The organism is Geodermatophilus sp. SYSU D00696 (genome assembly GCF_054050235.1).
Genome location: NZ_JBJGYY010000001.1, coordinates 49,834 through 68,058, shown reverse-complemented (window position 1 = coordinate 68,058; position 18,225 = coordinate 49,834). Strand labels below are relative to the sequence as shown.

At 78.0% G+C, this 18,225-nt stretch carries 18 protein-coding genes; 10 read left to right on the top strand and 8 right to left on the bottom strand.

Annotation, left to right across the window (positions count from 1 at the left end; translation table 11 throughout):
- Nucleotides 1–73: 73 nt before the first annotated feature.
- A complete protein-coding gene (locus ACI79O_RS00290) occupies nucleotides 74–1,618 on the top strand; it encodes an APC family permease (protein WP_456885756.1) in 1,545 nt (514 codons plus the stop codon).
- On the opposite strand, the gene ACI79O_RS00285 is transcribed toward ACI79O_RS00290, so the two are convergent.
- On the bottom strand, nucleotides 1,584–2,768 hold the full coding sequence (locus tag ACI79O_RS00285) for a lycopene cyclase family protein (RefSeq protein WP_456885755.1): 1,185 nt from the start codon (nucleotides 2,766–2,768) through the stop codon (nucleotides 1,584–1,586). The two genes, ACI79O_RS00290 and ACI79O_RS00285, sit on opposite strands and share 35 nt — an antisense overlap.
- A 111-nt stretch (nucleotides 2,769–2,879) precedes the next feature.
- Here ACI79O_RS00285 and ACI79O_RS00280 point away from each other — a divergent pair, with 111 nt between their 5' ends.
- Nucleotides 2,880–3,554, top strand: coding sequence for a dienelactone hydrolase family protein (locus ACI79O_RS00280; protein ID WP_456913065.1), 675 nt, complete (start codon nucleotides 2,880–2,882; stop codon nucleotides 3,552–3,554).
- Here the strand turns inward: ACI79O_RS00280 and ACI79O_RS00275 are convergent.
- Nucleotides 3,530–3,913 (bottom strand): YchJ family protein, encoded by a 384-nt coding sequence (locus ACI79O_RS00275; protein ID WP_456913064.1) that lies wholly within the window; start codon nucleotides 3,911–3,913, stop codon nucleotides 3,530–3,532. The genes ACI79O_RS00280 and ACI79O_RS00275 overlap by 25 nt on opposite strands.
- A gap of 4 nt (nucleotides 3,914–3,917) precedes the next feature.
- Complete coding sequence (locus tag ACI79O_RS00270) at nucleotides 3,918–5,558, bottom strand: alpha-amylase family glycosyl hydrolase (protein WP_456885749.1); 1,641 nt, start codon at nucleotides 5,556–5,558, stop codon at nucleotides 3,918–3,920.
- Nucleotides 5,559–6,076: 518 nt separating this feature from the next.
- On the opposite strand from ACI79O_RS00270, the gene ACI79O_RS00265 reads away from it, so the two are divergent.
- The gene (locus ACI79O_RS00265; RefSeq protein ID WP_456885748.1) at nucleotides 6,077–7,105 is read left to right on the top strand and encodes an LLM class flavin-dependent oxidoreductase; all 1,029 of its coding nucleotides are present in this window, start codon (nucleotides 6,077–6,079) and stop codon (nucleotides 7,103–7,105) included.
- Between the two features lie 93 nt (nucleotides 7,106–7,198).
- Here the strand turns inward: ACI79O_RS00265 and ACI79O_RS00260 are convergent, their stop codons facing one another.
- Nucleotides 7,199–8,191, bottom strand: coding sequence for a YihY/virulence factor BrkB family protein (locus tag ACI79O_RS00260; RefSeq protein ID WP_456877363.1), 993 nt, complete (start codon nucleotides 8,189–8,191; stop codon nucleotides 7,199–7,201).
- Between the two features lie 134 nt (nucleotides 8,192–8,325).
- On the opposite strand from ACI79O_RS00260, the gene ACI79O_RS00255 reads away from it, so the two are divergent.
- A complete protein-coding gene (locus tag ACI79O_RS00255) occupies nucleotides 8,326–8,607 on the top strand; it encodes a PspC domain-containing protein (RefSeq protein ID WP_456913063.1) in 282 nt (93 codons plus the stop codon).
- Between the two features lie 60 nt (nucleotides 8,608–8,667).
- Here the strand turns inward: ACI79O_RS00255 and ACI79O_RS00250 are convergent, their stop codons facing one another.
- Nucleotides 8,668–11,481: an AAA family ATPase gene (locus tag ACI79O_RS00250; RefSeq protein WP_456913062.1), complete on the bottom strand. Its 2,814-nt coding sequence runs from the start codon at nucleotides 11,479–11,481 to the stop codon at nucleotides 8,668–8,670.
- Nucleotides 11,482–11,581: 100 nt separating this feature from the next.
- On the opposite strand from ACI79O_RS00250, the gene ACI79O_RS00245 reads away from it, so the two are divergent.
- Nucleotides 11,582–12,061 (top strand): VOC family protein, encoded by a 480-nt coding sequence (locus ACI79O_RS00245; protein ID WP_456885745.1) that lies wholly within the window; start codon nucleotides 11,582–11,584, stop codon nucleotides 12,059–12,061.
- Here the strand turns inward: ACI79O_RS00245 and ACI79O_RS00240 are convergent.
- A complete protein-coding gene (locus ACI79O_RS00240) occupies nucleotides 12,051–12,794 on the bottom strand; it encodes a dienelactone hydrolase family protein (RefSeq protein ID WP_456913061.1) in 744 nt (247 codons plus the stop codon). The two genes, ACI79O_RS00245 and ACI79O_RS00240, sit on opposite strands and share 11 nt — an antisense overlap.
- Nucleotides 12,795–12,922: 128 nt before the next feature.
- On the opposite strand from ACI79O_RS00240, the gene ACI79O_RS00235 reads away from it, so the two are divergent.
- Complete coding sequence (locus ACI79O_RS00235) at nucleotides 12,923–14,116, top strand: FAD-dependent oxidoreductase (protein ID WP_456913060.1); 1,194 nt, start codon at nucleotides 12,923–12,925, stop codon at nucleotides 14,114–14,116.
- Nucleotides 14,117–14,217: 101 nt separating this feature from the next.
- Nucleotides 14,218–14,385, top strand: coding sequence for a hypothetical protein (locus ACI79O_RS00230; protein WP_456876157.1), 168 nt, complete (start codon nucleotides 14,218–14,220; stop codon nucleotides 14,383–14,385).
- Between the two features lie 16 nt (nucleotides 14,386–14,401).
- Here the strand turns inward: ACI79O_RS00230 and ACI79O_RS00225 are convergent, their stop codons facing one another.
- On the bottom strand, nucleotides 14,402–15,604 hold the full coding sequence (locus tag ACI79O_RS00225) for an MFS transporter (RefSeq protein WP_456885742.1): 1,203 nt from the start codon (nucleotides 15,602–15,604) through the stop codon (nucleotides 14,402–14,404).
- 62 nt (nucleotides 15,605–15,666) lie between these two features.
- Between ACI79O_RS00225 and ACI79O_RS00220 the strand changes: the two genes are divergently transcribed.
- Complete coding sequence (locus ACI79O_RS00220; RefSeq protein WP_456885740.1) at nucleotides 15,667–16,419, top strand: alpha/beta hydrolase; 753 nt, start codon at nucleotides 15,667–15,669, stop codon at nucleotides 16,417–16,419.
- 9 nt (nucleotides 16,420–16,428) lie between these two features.
- Here ACI79O_RS00220 and ACI79O_RS00215 read toward each other — a convergent pair whose 3' ends face one another.
- The gene (locus tag ACI79O_RS00215; RefSeq protein WP_456885739.1) at nucleotides 16,429–17,133 is read right to left on the bottom strand and encodes an alpha/beta fold hydrolase; all 705 of its coding nucleotides are present in this window, start codon (nucleotides 17,131–17,133) and stop codon (nucleotides 16,429–16,431) included.
- 216 nt (nucleotides 17,134–17,349) lie between these two features.
- Between ACI79O_RS00215 and ACI79O_RS00210 the strand changes: the two genes are divergently transcribed.
- Nucleotides 17,350–17,709 carry a hypothetical protein gene (locus ACI79O_RS00210; protein ID WP_456886259.1) on the top strand — a complete coding sequence of 120 codons (360 nt, stop codon included), beginning with the start codon at nucleotides 17,350–17,352 and terminating at the stop codon, nucleotides 17,707–17,709.
- Nucleotides 17,706–18,224: a G/U mismatch-specific DNA glycosylase gene (gene mug, locus ACI79O_RS00205; RefSeq protein WP_456913189.1), complete on the top strand. Its 519-nt coding sequence runs from the start codon at nucleotides 17,706–17,708 to the stop codon at nucleotides 18,222–18,224. Before ACI79O_RS00210 ends, mug begins: the two co-directional genes overlap by 4 nt.
- The last annotated feature ends 1 nt before the right edge of the window (nucleotide 18,225 follow it).

Below are 18,225 nucleotides of genomic sequence, written 5' to 3'. Positions count from 1 at the left end.
GGTTCGCCGGGGACCGCGCCGTCGGCGAGAGTGGTGCGGCCCAGCACCTCACTCACCGGAAAGGCCCCTCGACGTGCCCCCCTCGGACGACGGCGACCCCCACCTCGCGGAGTTCGGCTACCGACAGCACCTGGACCGCAGCATCGGCCGGTTCTCCAGCTTCGCGGCCGGCGTCAGCTACATCTCGATCCTCACCGGCACGTTCCAGCTCTTCTACTTCGGGTTCGGCGCCGGCGGGCCGGCCTACGTCTGGTCCTGGCCGCTGGTCTTCGCCGGGCAGCTGATGGTGGCGCTGTGCTTCGCCGAGCTCGCCGCCCGCTACCCGGTGGCCGGGTCGCTCTACAACTGGACCAAGCGGCTGGGCAGCGCGACGACGTCGTGGCTGGCCGGCTGGGTGATGCTCACCGCCTCGATCGTGACCCTCGCCGCGACCGCGCTGGCCTACCAGATCACGCTGCCGCAGCTGTGGTCGGGCTTCCAGGTCGTCGGCGACGGCACCGGCACCTACGACGTCGCCGTCAACGCCGTGCTGCTGGGCGGTCTGCTCATCACGTTCACCACGCTGGTCAACGCCTTCGGCGTGCGGCTGATGTCCCGCATCAACAGCGCCGGGGTGTTCATCGAGCTGGTCGCGGCGGTGCTGATCGTCGTCGTCCTGGCGCTGGCGATCACCCGCGGGCCGCAGGACGTCCTGTTCGACACCGGCGGCCGTGGCGAGGGGCAGCCGCTGGGCTACCTCGGCGCCTTCCTGGTCGCCGCGCTCGCCTCGGGCTACGTCATGTACGGCTTCGACACCGCCAGCTCGCTGGGCGAGGAGACGAAGGACCCCGGCCGCACCGCGCCCCGGGCGATCATCCGGGCGATCACCGCGTCGTTCGTGCTCGGCGGGCTGATCCTGCTCTTCGGCCTCATGGCCGCCCCCTCCCTCACCGACCCGGCGCTGTCCTCGGGCGGCGGCGGCCTGCAGTACGTCCTGCTCTCGGTGGCCGGCACGGGGCTGGGCCGGGCGTTCCTCGTCTGCATCGTCGTCGCGGTCACCGTGTGCTGCCTGGCGGTGCACACCGCGGCCATCCGGATGACCTTCGCCATGGCCCGCGACAACGTGCTGCCGGCCAGCGCCCGGCTGGCCCACGTCGACCCGCGGCGGCGGACGCCGGTCGTGCCCGCCGTCGTCGTCGGCACGCTCGCGGTGGGCGTGCTGCTGCTCAACGTCCGCCAGCCGCAGGTGTTCACCGCCCTGACCAGCATGGCCGTGGTGATGATCTACCTGGCCTACCTGCTGGTGACCGGGCCGATGCTGGTCGCCCGGCTGCGCGGTCGCTGGCCGGCACCGGCGCCGGCCGGGCGGTTCTCGCTCGGGCGCTGGGGGCTGCCGGTCAACCTGCTCGCCGTCCTGTGGGGCGCCGGCATGGCGGTGAACCTGGCCTGGCCGCGGCGCGAGATCTACAACGCCACCGGCCCGCAGCACTGGTACCTGCAGTGGGCCGCGCCGCTGTTCATCGGTGCGATCGTCGCGGTGGGGCTGGCCTGGTACCTGCTGCGCCAGCGCAAGCGCACCGGCGTGCTGCCCGAGCACGCCGCCGTCATCGAGCCGACCCCGCCGCCCGCGCCCGCCTGAGCCGGGGCACCCCCCGCGCGACGCGGCCCAGCAGCCGGGCGCGCTGCGCGGGGGAGAGGGCGGCGAACACCCGCGCCATCGCCCCGGCGACCGCCGGCGGGGGCGACCCGACGTCGAGGTAGGCCGCCCACGCCCGCTCGGGCAGGGTGAAGAACGCGGCGAAGAAGGCGTCGGTGGCGGCGGTGTCCAGCGGCAGCAGCACCTCCAGGCCCAGGCCGAGCAGCGCCGCCGTCGCCCGGGGCCGGGCCGCGCGCACCGCCCGCCGGGCCGCGGCCGGGCCGCCCCCGCCGGTGAGCGAGGCGGCCACCCGGGGGCCCAGCCGCAGCGACGCGGCCACGCTGTAGCCGGTGGCCGGGTGCACCAGCCCGGCGGCCGCACCCAGCGGCGTGCCCGGACCGCCGCCGCGGGACGGCGCGTCGAGCGGGATCGCCACCCGCTCGGCGGCCCCGGCCGGGCGCAGGCCGTGCGCGGCGAGCAGCGCGGCCAGCCGGTCCCGCAGGCCGGGCAGCGGCAGCGGCGGCCGGGCGGCGAGGGAGGTGGCCTCGAGCAGCACGGTGCCGTCGTCGAGGGGGAGCCCGTAGAGGAACGCCGGTGGCGCACCGGGTGCGGCCAGCGCCGTCCAGTCCATGAGCAGCGCGCCGCCGGGCGGCACGAGGTCGGGGACCGGACCGGCCACCACCTCACCCCAGGCCCGCTGCTGCGCCGTCCCCGGCCCGCCGCCGCGGGCGTCGAGGACCACCCGCGCGGCCAGCCGCCCGCCGTCGGCGAGGACGGTGACCTCCCCGCGCTCGACGGCCGTCACGCGGCCGGTGACCACCGTCCCGCCGGCCGCCCGGAACCGGTCGAGCAGCGCGGCGTGCACGACGTCGTTGCGCAGCCGGGCGTAGCCGCGCGCGAGCCGCCGCTCGCCGCCCGCTGCGGTGCGGACGACGGTGGGGGCGTACCGCGCCGCGGCGGCGGCCGGGTCGAGGCCGAGCGGCCCGGCCGCGGCGTCGAGCTCGTCGGCCCACAGGCAGTAGGTGGCCGGCCAGGCGCGCAGCGACGGGGTGACCAGCGCCGTCCGCAGGCCCGCCGCGGCGCACGCGGCCGCGGCGGACAGGCCCGCGGGACCACTCCCCGCCACCAGGACGTCGAGGTCGGCGGGGGGCACGGCGGCAGACCACCACACCCCCGGTCGGGGCGCCAGGCCGGGGGTGCGCGTCGGTCCGGGCGGGTCTGGGTACCCGGGAGGACGGAGTCCGTCGCCCGAGGAGGGACGTCGATGCGCGCCGGGGGACCGGTTGAACTGCCCGCAGCCGGGACGGTGCTGGCCGGTGACCTCACCGTGCCGCCCGGTGCCCGCGGGGTGGTCCTCTTCGCGCACGGCAGCGGCAGCAGTCGGCACAGTCCCCGCAACCGGGAGGTGGCCGCCGCGCTGCAGCGGGCGGACCTCGGCACCCTGCTGCTGGACCTGCTCACGGCTGCCGAGGAGGAGGTCGACGCCCGCACGCGGGAACTGCGCTTCGACGTCCGGCTGCTCGGCGGCCGGCTGACCGCCGCCGCCGACTGGCTGGGCGGCGCGCCGGGCACCGCCGGGCTCCCGCTGGCCACCTTCGGCGCCAGCACCGGGGCCGCCGCCGCGGTCGTCACGGCGGCCGACCGTCCCGACCGCGTCGTGGCGGTGGTCTCCCGCGGCGGCCGTCCCGACCTGGCCTGGGAGGCGCTGGAGCGGCTGCGGGCGCCGACGCTGCTGATCGTGGGCGGGGCCGACGAGCGCGTGCTCGAGCTCAACCGCGCGGCCACCGCGCGCCTGCGGGCGGTGCACGAGCTGGCCGTCGTCCCCGGCGCGACCCACCTGTTCCCCGAGCCGGGCGCCCTGCGCCACGTCGTCGAGCTGACGCTCGGCTGGCTGGAGCGCTGGCTGCCGGCGCGTCAGGCCGGGTCGCCGTCGACGTAGACCCAGCGGCCGCCGACGCGGCGGAACCGGCTGCGCTCGCCCTGCACGTGCCGCTCCCCGCCGGCCCGGGCGGACGCGCGGAAGGTGACCGTGCCCTCGGCGTCGAACAGCCCGCCGCCGGTCGTCCCCAGCACCTCCAGCCCGATCCAGCGCACCCCCGGGTCGAGGTCCAGCGTGCGCGGCCGGGTGGCGGGGTCCCAGGTGGCGAGGAGGTAGGCCGGGTCGCCGACGGCGAAGGCGCTGTAGCGCGACCGCATCAACTGCTCGGCGGTCGCCGCGGTCGCCGTCCCGTCGTGCAGCCGGCCGCAGCACTCGGCGTAGGCCAGGCCGGATCCGCAGGGGCAGCGTCGGGGGCGCACCCCCTCAGTCTTCAGCGATCCAGACGGCGGTGTCGGGCGGCAGGGCCACCGAGCGGGCCGAGGAGTGCACGCCCGGGCCCGACTCGAGCAGCACCTGCCCGCGCGAGCGGACCAGCACCGGCTCGGCGCCCATGTTGACCACGCAGCGCACCGTGCGGCCGCCGCCGGTGCACCGGACGGTCAGCACGTCGCCGCGGGTGCTCACGGTGGCCTCGCCGGTCCCCAGCGCGGGGTGCTCGGCGCGCACGGCCAGCGCCTGGCGGTACAGGTGCAGCACCGAGCCGGACTCGCGGGTCTGCCGGGAGACGGCGTGCCGCTTCCACTCCGCGGGCACCGGCAGCCACGGCCTGGCCGAGCGGTCGCGGGAGAAGCCGACGCCGGTGGTGGCGTTCCACGGCATCGGCACGCGGCAGCCGTCGCGGCCGGCCCGCGCGCCACCGCTGCGGTGGAAGATCGGGTCCTGCTTGCACTCGTCGGGCACGTGCGCCTGCGGCAGGCCGAGCTCGTCGCCGGCGTAGACGTAGGCCGAGCCGGGCAGCGACAGCAGCAGCAGGGCCGCCGCGCGGGCGCGGGCCAGGCCGGTCTCGCCGCCGCCGAAGCGGGTGACCATGCGGTCCTTGTCGTGGTTGCCCAGCACCCAGCTGACCGGGGCGCCGACCCGACCGAAGGCCTCCAGCGCGCTGCCGATCGCCTCGGCGAAGGCGGGGGTCTCCCACCGCGACTTGAGCAGCCGGAAGGACAGCGACTGGTGCATCTCGTCGGGCCGCGAGTACAGCGCGACCTCGTCGAGGTCGGCCAGGCAGACCTCGCCGACCAGCATGGTGTCCGGGTACTCGTCGCAGATCGACCGCCAGCGGCGCCACACGTCGTGCACCTCGGGCTGGTTCCACGTCATCGCCTGCTCGGGGCCGTGGCCGAACAGCGTGGGGGAGTACTCGCCGGGGTTGTCCCGCAGGCCGGCGTCCTTGTAGAGGCCGTAGGCGACGTCGACCCGGAAGCCGCTCACGCCCCGGTCGAGCCAGAAGCGCAGGGTCCGCTCGAAGTCCTCGGCGACGGCGGGGTCGCGCCAGTTGAGGTCGGGCTGCTCGGGGGCGAACAGGTGCAGGTACCAGCGGCCGTCGGCGGTCCGCGACCACGCCGGCCCGCCGAACAGCGATCGCCAGTTGTTCGGCGGCTGCTCCGACGGCGGGGCGAAGTGGTACCGGGACGCCTCGGGGCAGTCCGGGTCGGCCAGCGCCGCCTGGAACCACGGGTGCTGGTCGGAGGTGTGGTTGGGGACGACGTCGAGCACCACGCGCAGGCCCAGCCGTCGCGCGTCGGCGACCAGCGCCTCGACGTCGGACACGTCGCCGTACTCGGGGTCCACCGCCCGGTAGTCGGTGACGTCGTAGCCGCCGTCCGCGCCGCCCGAGGGGTAGTGCGGGTTGATCCACAGCGCGTCCACGCCCAGCCACGACAGGTAGGGCAGGCGGGCGCGCAGGCCGGCCAGGTCACCGATGCCGTCGCCGTCGCCGTCGGCGAACGAGCGCAGGTACACCTGGTAGACGACGGCCGAGCGCCACCACGGGCCGTCCTGGGCGGGCGTCTCCCGGGGCCACGGCTGCTGACCGGCGACGGTGCCGGCCGCGACGAGTCGAGCGGACATGCGCCCAGGATCGGCACTCAGCGTGGTCGGACGGCAGTGTCCCGACGCCAAAGGGTGAGGTCGTGATCGTCACATCTCGCCGAACGTGCAGGTGCAGGCGTCGGTGCGTGTCCTCCCGCACACCCGGATGGGCGACCGCCCCGTCCGTGTTGCACCAGCCGTCCCACGAGTCACGAGCCGCGGCAGCGCCGCGGCAGGGAGTACCCGCACCATGACCAGCTCGATGGCCGATCGCGCCGTCTGTCACCGTCACCCCCGGCACGTCTGGATCGCCAGCTGCCCCGACTGCACCTCCTGGCACCTCGCCGGCCTGCGGGCCCGGCGCGGTGAGGGCGCGGCGCCCCGTCCCCGCGGGACGGGGGACACCCCCGCGCAGACCGCCTCGGCGGCCTGAACCACTCCCGACGCCCCTCCGGCCTCCCGGCCCGAGGGGCGTCGTCGTCCCCAGCCGCCGCGCCGTGCGGTTCACTGGTGGTTGAACGCTCGACGACCCGCTCCCACCCCGCAGGAGGACCGCCGTGCACCTGGGCATCGACAGCTTCGTGGCGGCGGTGACCGACCCGGCCACCGGTCGCGCCGTGGGACCGGAGGAGCGGATGGCCGACCTGCTGGAGGAGATCGAGACCGCCGACCGGGTGGGGCTGCACTCCTTCGGCATCGGGGAGCACCACCGGCCCGAGTACTACGACTCCGCGCCGCCGGTGATCCTGGCCGCGGCGGCCGCCCGGACCTCCCGGATCCGGCTGGGCAGCGCGGTCACCGTGCTGTCGGCCGCCGACCCGGTCCGGGTCTTCCAGCAGTTCGCCACCCTCGACCTGATCAGCCGCGGCCGCATCGACCTCGTCGTGGGCCGGGGCTCGTTCACCGAGGCGTTCCCGCTCTTCGGCCTCTCCCTCGCCGACTACGACGAGTTGTTCGACGAGAAGCTCGACCTGCTGCTGCGGATCCGGGCCTCGGAGCAGGTCACCTGGTCCGGCCGGCACCGGCCGGCGCTCACCGGGCAGGGCGTGTACCCCCGGCCGCTGCAGGACCCGCTGCCGGTCTGGGTCGGCGTCGGCGGCACGCCGCTGTCCTTCGTGCGCGCCGGGGTGCTCGGCCTGCCGCTGATGGTCGCGATCATCGGCGGCGAGCCGCGGCAGTTCGCGCCGCTGGTCGACCTGTACCGGCAGGCCGGCGAGCGGGCCGGGCACCGGCCCGAGGACCTGAAGGTGGGCCTGCACGTGTTCGGCTTCGTCGCCGAGAGCACCGAGGCCGCCGCGGACACGATCTACCCCGGCTGGCACGAGATGTTCGCCAAGGTCTCCCGGGAGCGCGGGTTCCCCCCGCCCAGCCGGGCGCGGTTCGACGCCACCAGCGGGCCCGACGGGGCGTTCTTCCTGGGCGACCCCGACACCGTCGCCGAGAAGCTGGTGCGCGTGTCCGGGCAGCTCGGCGGCGTCGACCGGGTGTCGATCCAGATGACCAACCCGCGGCTGGCGCACGCCGACCTGCTGCGCGGCATCGAGCTGCTGGGCACCGAGGTGGCGCCGAAGGTGGCCGACGCCTGAGCCCTCCGCGCCGTCGAGTGAGCGGTTGCCGCCGCTCGGGACGGCGTGTCGGCGCGTGTCGCCGACCGCAACTGCGCGCTCGGGTCGCCGTCGTCAGGGGTCGCGCGGGAAGGGCGGGGCGTCGTCGGCCACCACCGCACCCCGCTCACCCCGGGGGCGCTCGGGCCCGATGGTCGAGTCGCGCTCGGTCTGCCGCTCGGCCTCGGCGTTCACCACCGCGCCCAGGACGACCAGGAAGACGCTGAGCCACAGCCACACCATGCTGATGGCCACGCCGGCCAGGGAGCCGTAGGTGGCCGTGTAGTCCCCGAGGCTCTGCACGTAGCCGAACAGCGCCGCCGACGTCGCCAGCCAGAGGACCGTCGCGAGCACCGCGCCCCCGCTGATCCACCGCCAGCGCGCCTGCCGCCGGTCGGGGCCGATCCGGTAGAGGACGGCGAGCACGACCACCATGAGCCCGGCCAGACCGAGCCAGAGCAGGACGGGTTCGACGGCGCGGACCGGTCCGGGTGCCCCGGCGACCACCGACGACAGCAGGGTGGCGCCGGCGATCACCCCGCCCAGGAGCGCGGCCCCGCCCAGCACCACGGCCAGCCCGAGCCCGCTGCGCCGGAGGAAGCCCCGGGTCTCCTGCTCGTCGTAGGCCAGGGTCAGCGCGTCGACGAGGTAGGTGGCGGCGGTCGTCGCCGTCCACAGGGCCGCCACCAGGCCGCTGATCCCCCGCCAGGTGAGCACCTGGCCGGAGGCGGTGGTGATGCTGGTGAGCTGGTCGGCGACGAGGGGTTCGAGGTCGTCGGGCAGCACCTCGGCCATGTCCGACAGCTGGTCGAGGGCCTGCTCCGGGGTGTTGACGGCGCCGTAGATCGACAGCGCGGTCACCAGCACCGGGGCGATCGACAGCAGGGCGAAGAAGGCGACCGCCGAGACCTGCACCATCAGCCGCTCGCCGAACGCCTGCCGGGCGGACCGGCCGAGGACGTGCCACCACTCCCGGAGCGAGAGGTGGTGCGGGGACGTGGCGTCGCTCGACCCGGAGCGCGCGGCCGGCCCGCCGGTCGGCGCCCCGCTGCCGCGAGCGTCCGCCATGCACGGAGTGTGCCCGCTGCGCCGTCCCGGCACGCGGGTGGGGCGGGTCGGGGGATCCCCGGACGCCGAGGACCAGGGACCGGTCCGGGCGTCGCCGGATACCCCGCCGCGGCCGCTCCCGGGAGGCTCGTGGCATGACATCGATCCCCTCCACCACCTCCCGTCCCGAACTCCGCCGCGTCCGCTCCGGCGCGATGCTCGGCGGCGTCAGCACCGGCCTCGCCGCCCACACCGGCATCGACACCGTGCTGTGGCGGGCCGCGTTCGTGGCGCTGACCCTCGCCGGCGGCGTCGGCCTGGTGCTCTACGCCGTCCTCTGGGTGCTCACCCCGCCGGCGCCGCTGGCGCCGGGCGAGCAGCCGCGTCCGCTCGACCGGTTCGTCGACCGGCTGGCCGGCCGGGACGACGCCGCCTGAGCCGACGCCGCCCGGGACGACGCCGCCCGAGACGACGCCCGAGCCGGGTGGGCGGGCCGCTCAGCCGCCAGGGGGGACCAGCCGGGCCAGCTGCACCCGGGACCGCAGCCCGCGCTTGCGGTAGACGCTGGTCAGGTGGTGCTCCACGGTCTTCGGGCTGAGGAACAGCTCCGCGGCGATCTCCCGGTTCGACGCCCCCTGCGCCGCGAGGAGCGCGATCCGCGTCTCCTGCGCGGTGAGCGGCTCCTCCGGCAGCGGACGGCGGGGCCGCGCGGTCCGCCCGGTGGCCCGCAGCTCCTCCTCCGCCCGCCGCGCCCAGTGCACCAGGTCCAGGGCGGCGAACGCGTCCGCGGCCGCGGCCAGCTCCTCGCGGGCGCGGGTGCGGCGGCCCGACCGGCGCAGCCGCTCGCCGAACAGCAGCCGGGTGTGCGGGGTCTCGAAGGCGTCCGGGGCCGCGGCGTGGGCGGCCAGCGCCCGCTCGAACAGCGCGGTGGCCTCGTCGTCGTCCGGGCAGGCCAGGGCCCGGCAGCGCGCCACCAGCGCGGCGGTCGGCGGCAGCGGTGACCGCGACACCCGCTCGTACTCGGCGGCCAGCTCCGCGGCCTCGGCGACCCGACCCAACCCCGCCCAGGCCTCGACCAGCACCGGCGCCACGCCGAGCGGCTCGCCGAGCGGGCCGACCCCGCCGTCGGCGGCCAGCCGTGCCTCCAGCAGCCGCGCGACGGCGGCCAGGTCACCGCGGCACAGGGCGCAGAACGCCTCGTTGACCGTGAGGTGGGCCGCCACCGCGGCGGTGCCGGCCCGGGTGACGAGGGCGCGGGCGCGGTCGAGGTACGCCGCCGCCTCGTCGTGCCGGCCGCGGGCGGCGGCCTCCCACGCGAGCAGCTCCAGGGCGGGGGCGGCGTCGGCGACGTAGCCGAGCTGCTCGGCGAGCTCGACGGCCTCCCCGGCGTCGGCGTAGGCGCCCGCGTGGTCCCCGAGCATCTCGGCCCGGCCGTGGGCGGTCATCGACAGCACGCTCACCAGCACCCCGAGGGCGCCGAGGGTGCGGGCCTCGCGGAGGCGGCGCTCGACGACGGGGACGGCGGCCAGCGGGTCGGCCAGCCAGCCCAGCGCGAGGACGAGCAGGGGCAGCAGCCGGGGCTCGGCGCGCAGCTCCGGGTCGGCCTCCATGCCCTCCACCGCCGCCCGGAGGTGCGGCCGGCCGCGGTCGGGGTCGCCGACGTGCAGGGCGGCGATCCCGGTGACCCACGCCGCCAGCACCCGCTGCAGGGGGTCGCCGGTCCCCGCGGCCGCGGTGATCCGCCGCGCCGTCGCCTGCATCCCCGCCACGTCGCCGAGCCGGTGCTGCACGACGGCGAGGTCGGTGAGCACCCAGGCGGCGGTGCGGCCCTCCGCGGTCTCCGCAGCGGCCCGGAGCAGGTCGTGCGCGGCGGGCACCGAGCCGGTGTCCTGCTCGACCCGGCCGAGCACGTGCAGCACCTCGGCGCGCACCCCAGGGGGAGCCGCACCGCGCAGCACCTCGCCCGCCAGCGCGCGGGCGCGGGCGGCGTCCCCGCCGTCGGCGGCGTCGCGCACGGCCGCGGCGAGCAGCGCCGCGGCCCGGGCGGCGTCGCCGGTCAGTGCCGCGGCCCGCTCGAGGGCCGCCGAGGAGGCGGCGAGCCCGCGGCGGCCGCGCGCCCGGCCGGCGACCACCGCCAGCTCGCCGGCCAGCGCCTCGTCCGGTCCGGCGGCGGCGAGCGCGCGGTGCCAGGTGCGGGCGACGTCGTCGCCGCTGCGCGCGGTCTCGGCGAGCAGGTGGTGGGCGCGGCGGCGGTCGGCGGGGGAGGCCCGGCGCCACACGAGGCTGCGCAGCAGCGGGTGCCGGAAGTCCAGGGCGTCGCCGGTGCGCACGACGACGCCGCGCTGCTCGGCGGCGTCCAGCGCCGCGGCGGGGTCGGTGCCCGTGCGGGCGAGCGCCGCGGCCACCGTGGCGGCGTTGCCGTCGTACGCCGCGGCCAGCAGCAGCACCGCCTCCCGCGCCCCGGGCGGCAGCGCGGCCAGCTCCGGGTCGAACGCCCCGGCCAGCGCCGGGCCGGTGGGCAGGTCCGCGGGCAGTGGCTCGGTGCCCGCACGCTGCGCCGGGGAGAGCGCCGCGGCCACCTCCAGGAGCGCGAGCGGGATGCCGCCGACGCGGTCGGCGAGCCGGCGCGCCACGGCGGGGGCCACCCGACCGGCGAGCAGCGTGCGGGCCTCCTCGGCGGGCAGTGCCCCCACCGGGAGCAGGTCGGCACCGGGCACCGGGTCCGGGGACGGCCGCCGGGAGACCACGACCGCGACCCGGTCCCCGTGCATCCGGCGGGCGGCGAACAGCAGCGCGGCCGCGGACTCGGCGTCGGCCCACTGGAGGTCGTCGACCAGGACCAGCAGGGACGTGGCCGCCGCGGCCGCGGCCAGCAGCGAGAGGGTGCCGGCCCCGACCAGGTGCCGCTCGCCCGGGACGTCGGGCGGGCCCCAGCCCAGCGCCGCCGCGAGGGCCGCCGCCTGACCCGGCGGGACCCCGGCCAGCAGGGGGCGCAGCGGGCCGAGCAGCTCCAGCAGGACGGCGTGGGGGAGCGTCGCCTCCGACTCGATCCCGCGCGCCTGCAGCAGGGTGGACCCGGTGGCGCGCGCGGCCGCGGCCCGCAGCAGCGCGGTCTTGCCGACGCCGGCCTCGCCCTCGACGACCAGCAGCCCCGACCGGCCCGACCGGGCGTCGTCGAGGAGCCGCTCGATGCGCGCCAGCTCCGCCGTCCGGCCGACCAGGTCGGGGGTTTCCCCCGACGCGACGGCCTGCCCGCCGGCCGCACGCTCGTCCGGCAGGAGCCCATCGGGAGGACGCCATGACCACGACACCGGGGCGCAGCCTAACGCCGCGCGAGGCCCAGCTGAGGTGGATCGCCGCCTGGTTCGGAGCGCCGCTGGACCCGCGGCTGCTGCCGCGCCGGAGGCCCCGGTGACCGCCCCGGCGGTCGACCACCTGACCCTGACGGTGACCGACCTCGACCGCAGCCAGCGGTTCTACTGCGCGGTCCTGGACCTGGTCCGGCTCGCCGACTTCGGGGACGTCCGCGTGCTGGTGCACCCGGCCAGCGGCTTCACTCTCTCGCTGGCCCGCCACGGTGCCGGCGGCGGGCGCTTCGACGAGACCCGCACCGGGCTGGACCACCTCGGGTTCGCCGCCGCTTCCCGAGAGGAGCTGGCGGCCCGGGAGGCGCAGCTGGCGGCGCTGGGCGCGACGTACACGCCGGTCCGGGAGATGCCCCTCGGGTGGCACCTGAACTTCCGCGACCCCGACGGCATCGCCCTGGAGTTCGTCGCCCCCAACGCGCTGCTGGAGCAGGCGTACGCCGAACTGCGCGACACCGACCTGCCGCCGGCGGGGATCGAGGCGCGGGCCCGCGAGGTGCTGGCCGCGGCGGGGGTCAGCCCCTGAGGTGCTCGTCGAACCAGGCGCCGGTACGGGCCCAGGTGTCGGCCGCGGCCGCCGCGTCCGGCCGGATCCGCAGCACGTTCCGCAGCAGCGGGCGCAGCGGCCGCGGGCCGACCGGCGCGTCGTGCAGGAACCCGTGGCCGACGCCGGGGTACTCCCGCACGTCGTGCCGGACCCCGAGCCGGGTGAGCACGGTCCCGAGTTCCGCGGCGGTGCCGCGCAGGCCCGGGTCCGCGCCGCCGTAGGCCGCGACGACGGGACAGGACCCGAGGAGCGCGGTGTGCGGGTCCGCCGGCAGCCGCGCGTAGAAGACCGCGGCCGCGTCGAAGCCGCGGGCGGCCACGTGCAGGGCCAGACCCCCGCCGACGCTGGACCCCAGCACGCCCAGCCGGCCGGTGCAGCCGGGCATCGCGGCCAGGTGCGCGCGGGTCGCCTCGACGTCGGCGAACGGGCGCCCACGCCCGGCGGCGACCGCCTTGAAGGTCGGCACCAGGCTGCGCCGGGCGCCGCCGTCGGTGAACAGGTCCGGCATCAGCGCCAGGTAGCCGGCGTCGGCCATCCGCTGCACCTGCCGGCGCATGACGCCGTCGATCCCGAAGGCCTCGTGCAGCAGCACCACCCCCGGCCAGGGACCGGGCCCCTCCGGGACGCCGAGGACACCCCGCAGCCCGGGTGTCCCGTCCGGTGCCGCCGGGATCGCGACGTCGCTGAGCGTGGCGGGCTGCAGACCGGTCATGCGCCGATGCTGGCAGAGCGGCGCGCCGCCGGACACCGGCTGCGCACGGAGGGCTTGGATCCGGCCGCGCCGTGTGAGGGGATGCCGGTACGCGCCCGGTGGCGGGCGCCGGACCGGAGGTGCGGGGGATGACACGGGCGATCGTCGTCGGCGGCGGGGTCGCCGGCCCGGTGGCGGCCATGGCGCTGCAGCGGGCCGGCATCGAGGCGACGGTGCACGAGGCGCACCCCGCGCCGGCCGGGGACGTCGGCGCGTGGCTCGGCGTCCAGGTCAACGGCCTCGACGCGCTGCGGGCGATCGACGCCGAGGACGCCGTCCGCACCGCGGGGTTCCCCACGCCCGTGATCGAGTTCCGCAACGCGGCCGGCCGGGTGCTCGGCGTCCTCCCCACCGGGGACCCCGGGCGGCCGCCGGGCATCTCGCTGCGGCGCTCGGACCTCTACCGGGCCCTGCACGCCGAGGCGCTGCGCCGCGGCATCGAGGTCCGCTACGGCTCCCGGCTGACCGGCGCGGAGGACACCGGCTCCGGCGTCACCGCGCAGTTCGCCGACGGCCGCACCGAGACGGCCGACCTGCTCGTCGGCGCGGACGGCGTCCGGTCGACGGTGCGGGCGCTGGTCGACCCCGGCTGCCCGCCGCCCCGCTTCGTGCCCGTTCTCAACACCGCCGGGTACTCCGAGCACACACCCGACGACGCCGAGGTCGGCCGGCTGACCATGGTCTTCGGCCGGCGCGGCTTCGCCGGCTACCTCGCCGCGCCCACCGGCGGGACCTGGTGGTTCGCCAATCCGCCGTTGTCCGCGGAGCCGTCGCCGGAGGAGGTCGCCGGCACCTCCGACCTGCAGTGGCGGGCTGGCCTCTACGACCTGCACCGCGGCGACCGGTCGCCGCTGGTGGCGCTGGTGGAGGCCACGCCCGGTCCGCTGCGCGGGTGGACCACCCACGACGTCCCCCGCGTGGACCACTGGCACCGCGGGCGCACGGTGCTGGTCGGGGACGCCGCGCACGCGACGTCGCCGGCGGCCGGGCAGGGCTCGTCGCTGGCGGTGGAGGACGCCGTCGTGCTCGCCCGCTGCCTGCGCGACCTGCCCGTCGGCGAGGCGCTGCGGACCTTCGTCGGCCTGCGCCGGGCGCGCGCGGAGCGGGTCGTCGCGCAGGGCTTCGCCACCAGCAGCGCCAAGTCGCCCCCGGCCGTGGGCCGTCTCGTCCGCGACCTGGTGATGCCGCTGGTGCTGCGCCACCGCGACCCGACGGCCTGGATGCGGGCCCACTCGGTCGACTGGGACGCACCCGCCGTGCCCGCGCCGGTCCCGGCGGGCTGACGTCCGCGGCGGCGCGTGTGGCGGCGGCCCCGGGCGGGCACCGGGGAGCCGTCGGCACGGCTCCGCCGGACGGGCGGGCCGAACGGGACGAGGAGGCGGTCGTGGGCGGCACCGATCCGGGCGAACAGCCGGGGACCCAGCCGGGCACCGAGGACGAGGGCTCGCACGCCAGCGTGGGCCAGGACCCCGCGCGGGAGGGCGGCGGCCGCACCGGCGGGGAGACGTCGGTCGACGAGGCGATGGGCCAGGAGGCCGAGCCGCAGGGCTGACCGGAGCCCGGCCGGGTCAGCGCCCGGCGGGCGGCGCCGACCGCGGGATGGCCAGCGCGGCGACCAGCCCCGCGGCCACCACCGCGGTGCTGACCGCGAAGGCCACCTGGTAGGAGGCGACGTCGGTGAGCCAGCCGGCCACCAGTGGGCCCGCGACCGCGCCGAGGTCGGCCGACATCTGGAACACCGCCACGACCCGGCCGCCGCGGGCCGGGCTCACGTCGCCGACCAGGGCCGCCGGCACGCTGGCCAGCAGCGAGGCGGCCAGCCCGTAGGTGGCCATCGACAGCAGGAACGCCCCGGTCGCGGGCGGCAGCACCAGGACCGCCATCGCCGCGGTCCCGACCGCCGCGCCCAGCACCAGGCTCGGCCGGCGGCCCCAGGTGTCGGCCAGCCGGCCCGAGCGCAGCAGACCCAGCGCCTGCGCCGCCGACCCGGCCAGCAGCCCGGCCCCGGCCCAGGCCGCGGTCCGGCCGAGCTCCTCGGTCACGTAGAGGGGGACCAGCGAGTTGCGGACGCCGAAGAGCACCCAGCCGATGCCCAGGTTGGCCACCAGCGCCGCGACGTAGGCCCGGGAGCGCAGCGCGGCCCGCAGCGGCAGCGGCCGGTCGGACAGGTCGGGCGCCGCGACCGCCACGCCGACGCCCTCGTCGTCGGGGGACCGCAGCAGCACCATCGCCACCGCGCCGGCCACCAGCAGGAACCCGGCGTAGAGGAGGAACGGCAGCCGCGGGGACAGGGTGGTGAGCAGGCCGCCGGCCGCGGGCCCGGCGATGCCGCCGAGGATGAACCCGCCCTGGTAGGTGGCCGCCGCCCGGCCCCGGTGCGTCGGCGGCGACACCCGCAGCAGCAGCGCCAGCGCGGCCACGGTGAACATGGCGCTGCCGATCCCGCCCGCGGCGCGCAGCACCAGGAAGACCGGGAACGACGTCGCCAGCCCGGCCAGGCCGGTGGTCAGCGCGACCAGCACCAGCCCGGCGGCGAGGACCAGCCGTTCCCCGAGCCGCTCGACCAGCGAGCCCCCGCCGAACGCGGAGACGAAGCGGAAGAAGGCGAACGCGCTCACGGCCAGGCCGACGGCCGTCGTCCCCACGCCGAAGGAGCGGGCGAACAGGGGGATGGCCGGCGCGACGATGCCGAAGCCCAGCGCGACGACGAAGGCGACGACGGCCAGGACGCCGACCTCGCGGGGGAGCTCGTCCGCCCCCCGTCGCCGCACGCGGCCGATGCTGTCAGGTCGCCCGGCGTGCCTGCCCGCCGGACCCCGGGTACCGGGGGGCCGTGCCCACCCGCCGCCAGGTGCTGGGGGCCGCCGGCGCCGGACTGCTGGCCGGGTGCGGCGTGCGGTCGCCCACCGCGACGCCGGAGGCCGGGGACCCGGCCGTCCTGACCGCGCGCCCGACCGCCCGGCCCACCGGGCCGCCGCCGCTCCCGGGCACCCGCCCGCTCGGGCTGGAGGAGACCCGCGACCCCCTGCTGCACGTCCCGGCGGCCGGGGTCCCCGGGCCCGCCCCGCTGGTCGTCGTCCTGCACGGGGCGGGCGGCGACGCCGAGGCCGGGCTCGGGCTGCTGCGCGGGCCGGCCGACGAGCGGGGGCTGCTGCTCCTCGCGCCGGCCTCCCGCGGCGCGACCTGGGACGCCGTCTCCCGGGGCTACGGGCCTGACGTGGCCGTGCTCGACCGGGCGCTGGCCGCCGTCCTCGGGACCGTCCCGGTCGATCCCGGGCGGATCGCCGTCGCCGGCTTCTCCGACGGCGGGTCCTACGCGCTGGGCCTCGGGCTGGCCAACGGCCGGCTGTTCCGGCGGGTGCTGGCGTTCTCGCCGGGGTTCGTGCCCCCGGGGCCGCGCACCGGCCGGCCGGTGGTGTTCGTGTCCCACGGGACCGCCGACGACGTGCTGCCGATCGACCGCACCAGCCGGGAGATCGTGCCCGCCCTCCGCGACGACGGGTACGACGTCACCTACCGGGAGTTCGACGGCGGCCACGGCGTGCCGCCCGAGCTGGCCCGGGAGGCCGTGGACCTCCTGGGCTGACCGAGCGGGTCAGCCGGCCTCCTCGGCGAGGGCGCGGATCGGGTCGGACCAGGCGGCCGGCGCGGTCCACACGAAGCTGTGCGCGCCGGGCACGGACGCGAACCGGCCGTCCCGGGCACGGCCGGTCAACGCGCGGGCCCACTCCTCGGTGCACAGCCGGTCGTCGGCGCCGTGCAGCACCAGCACCGGGACCGGCACCCGGGGGACGACGTCCTCGAGGCGGTCGGTCAGGTGCACCCGGAGGGCGTGCACGATGCGGCGGGTGCCGGCCCGCTGCCGTTCCGGCCGGTGGGCCTCGTCGAGGTCCGGCGGCTCCAGGCGGTGGTTGCGGTACCAGGCCCGCAGCACGCCGCCGAGGCTGCGGTAGCGCGGGTCGACGGTCGGGCCGGCCAGCACCAGGCCCCGCACGCCGGCCGGCCGGCGGAGCGCCGCCCGCGCGGCGACCTGCGTGCCACCGGAGTGCCCGGCCAGGACCACCCGGTCCAGCCCGGCGGCCGCCAGCCAGGCCACCACGGCGTCCCCGAACTCGACGACGTCGAGCTCGTGCGGCGGCTCGCCGCTGCCGGAGAAGCCGGGCAGCTCGACCAGGTGGGCACGGGTCCACGTCCCCAGAGCGCGCAGCCCGGGGACGAGGTAGTCGGACACGCCGATGCCCTGGACCACGACGACCTCGGCGACGCCGCCGCGCGGCCGGCCCACCGAGCGGCTGTGCACCCGGCCGAACGGGGTGTCCCGGTCGGTCGGGACGAGGTCGGTCGACAGGGGGTACCTCCAGCGGCCGGACGGTGCGGCACCAGGGGTCCAGTGTCGTCGCGGCGGCCCCCGGGTGCGCGGCGTCCGGGTGGCTGGTTGGCTCCCCGACGGGCGGCCCAGCAGTCCGGCCGCCCGGTCCACCGACCGGGAGACGACGTGGTCACCACCATCGCAGGCATGTCCAAGCAGACGGCGGCGCGGGCGCTGGGCGCCGCCGGCGCGGCGTTCGGGGCGCTGAGCGTCCTCGCCCCCCGAGCGGTCGCGACCGGCTACGGCGTCCCGCCGACGCCGCAGGGCCTGCAGCTGCAGCGCCTCTTCGGCAGCCGCGCGCTCGCTCTCTCGGTCACCGCGCTGACCGCGCGCACCCCGGAGGAGGTCGACCGCAACCTGGCCCTGGTCGCCGCGGCGAACCTCCTCGACGTGGTCACCGCCCTCGGGGCGGCCGCCGGGTCGGGCCGGGCCACGACGGTGCGGGCGGTGGCCAGCTCGGCCGTCTACGGCGGGGCGGCCCTGGCGGTCCGCTCGATGCGGGACTGACCGCGGACCCGGAGCCCGCGGGCAAGCCGCTGCCCGACGTCGTCGCGCCGGACCTCGACGTCCTGTTCTGCGGGATCAACCCGTCGCTGACCTCGGCCGCCCGCGGGCACCACTTCGCGCGGCCGGGCAACCGGTTCTGGCCGGCGCTGCACCTGGCCGGGCTCACCCCCCGGCGGCTGGCGCCGGAGGAGGACCGCGAGCTGCTGCGCTACGGGCTCGGGGTGACCAACCTGGTCGACCGGCCCACCCGGACGGCGGCCGAGCTCACGCCCGCGGAGCTGCGGGCGGGTGCGGCGGCGCTGGGCGACCTGGTGGCGCGGTACCGCCCGCGCGTCGTGGCGGTGCTGGGCATCACGGCCTGGCGGCTGGCCACCGGCCGGCCCCGCGACGGGTGGGGCCGCCAGGACGCCGCGATCGCCGGCGCGCAGACGTGGGTGCTGCCCAACCCCAGCGGGCTCAACGCCCACTTCCAGCTGCCCGACCTGGCCCGCCTGTACGCGGGCCTGCGGCCGTGAC